Annotated in this window: 2 protein-coding genes; both read left to right on the top strand. The window is 42.1% G+C overall.

Going from position 1 to position 2,065, the window contains the following annotated elements; genetic code table 11:
* The first annotated feature begins 238 nt into the window (after positions 1–238).
* Positions 239–1,477 carry a hypothetical protein gene (locus OEV79_12600; GenBank protein MDH4212276.1) on the top strand — a complete coding sequence of 413 codons (1,239 nt, stop codon included), beginning with the start codon at positions 239–241 and terminating at the stop codon, positions 1,475–1,477.
* Positions 1,478–1,525: 48 nt separating this feature from the next.
* On the top strand, positions 1,526–1,975 hold the full coding sequence (locus OEV79_12595) for a hypothetical protein (protein MDH4212275.1): 450 nt from the start codon (positions 1,526–1,528) through the stop codon (positions 1,973–1,975).
* Positions 1,976–2,065 lie beyond the last annotated feature (90 nt).

Genomic DNA, 2,065 nt, shown 5'->3' with positions numbered 1-2,065 from the left:
CACCATTTCAGACAACCTTCGATATTTCAGCCAAAATCAAGCAAATGCAAGCCAGATAATGTTTTCACCCATTCTGTCCTTTGAGGGATTTTCTGTATGTTACCTTACGTTTTGGTAAATACACCGCACAAATACCGCACAAAGTGAGGAGCTGGCTTTTCGGCTGGCTCCTCTTCTTTAGATCTTTGAATCAGTATTGACACAATTCTATCGCAGACTACAATTCTGGGGAGGAAAGATGGTAAGAAAAGTTGTGTTGTATTTAACCTTGTTCTCCACCATGCTTTTAGCGACTACGCAGAATGACGGGATGAGAATACAGGATTTCCGCTTACCCAGTCAAAAAATATTTGGTCTGTGGTTCTCGGCTGGATTGGATAGGTACTATTATGGTGATGATATAGGCTACTACGCGGATATTCGACCCTATTTCCGGCTTCTCAGTGATACAACAGAAATTGACCTTCTATTTGGCGTGAGGGGCGACCACAGGTATTTGTCGGGCATTGATTGCTATAGCAATGCGGAGATACGGCATTATCCCTTTTCCTTGCCGTTGTTCCTACATGGGAAGCTGAATTTTCGGGTTTATACATATAGCCCTGACTGGGAGCCCAATCTACGGTCTGATGTTGAGATTGGTAGCGGGATGGGCCACTTGAGAGAAGGCCAGCACGTGGCCATGGCTCTTCACGTAAACGAGATATTATTGAAAGATGGAATAATAGACAAGGGTTTGACCAGAGAAACCATTTTACTAGTAGCTCAACTTCTTTCAAAAGAAGATTTCTTTCGATTCCAATATGATAGGCATCTGAAGTATTTCTTCCAAGAAATTGAAGAAGTGCTCGGTTCTGATCCCGCATGTAATAAACCCATACCAGCTTTCACGTGGTTCAAGATATATTCTGTACTCCAGGCTACGCCCCGTTATCGATGGCCAGTAGAGTACGGATACTGGCAGAGAATGTTTGGATCTCGGTTTAGTATCGATATGATAGCCGACAACATAAACAACGATGCTAGAACGAATCGTTATACGAAGTTGGAATTTCCACTCTTTTATTCCTACTACTACATACCGGGGATACGGGTAAAATACGAATACGGTAAGCCTATTGATCTACGCAGACAAATGACGTTTAATACCTCATATATTGCTGCATGGTATGATGATGCCCTGTTCCATAGAGTGGATATCCAGGCTAGGTATGGATATGGCATCATAGATTTCATCTTGCTGGAAGGCATCGTCTCCTTGTACTATAATCATATCGTACCGCAAGGTGCAAATTCGCAAAGCACATACGGAATCAGACCGGAATTGGAATTTAGCTATTACATTGAGAATGGTGTTGATATTGGGGTAGATGGCGGTTGTGATTTCAGGAAGCAGGAAAATCTATTGTATAGCAGTGGGTTTGAATATACAGCAAATTGGTTTATCGAATTCTATACAAGATGGCGAGTTTTCTAGTAGTGGCGTTATTGAGGTGACTAACATGCGATCAGATTGGAAACTATTGTGTTCTTAGACGTCAAGGGTTCAATCAAAGTCAAGACGCCTGGCTATGAGATGAATATAGTGAAGGATGACATAATAAAAGATCTCAGGTCAGCACGTGTGAAGGTAGCATTGATTGAAAGCGGTGATATCAAATGGAAGGGCTCGTACTATGCGTTTAGCTGGGAAACGACTTCTTTTGCTCTAGCATGGTATGAAGGGAAATTACGTTTCAATGAGACACCCGAAGGCGGCATTGATGTTGCATATTATGTTTCGCTACGACCATTGCAACTCGCTTTGTTGATGATGCTTTTGATGGCATCATTATTCCACATTTTCGCTCAGCTGGGAATTGGTGTGATTTTGTTTCTTCTCGTTTTTGCTTTCCTGGCGTATACGACGACATATTTTCGCGTGAAATTGTGGCTTAAGGGCTTCATAAGACGGCATATACATGGTTTGGACTAACATGCGATCAGATTGGAGGATATTGTGTTCTTAGACGTAAAAGGAACCTTCACCACCGAGAAAATTGACACGGATATCGAAAATGAAAGG

The organism is candidate division WOR-3 bacterium (genome assembly GCA_029858255.1).
Taxonomy (GTDB): domain Bacteria; phylum Hydrothermota; class Tepidihabitantia; order SM23-42; family SM23-42; genus SM23-42.
This window is presented reverse-complemented; position numbering and strand designations above follow the sequence as displayed.

What these genes read in the sequence shown, in the direction of transcription:
- OEV79_12600 (MDH4212276.1), top strand. Translation starts at nt 239, where the DNA reads ATGGTAAGAAAAGTTGTGTTGTATTTAACCTTGTTCTCCACCATGCTT.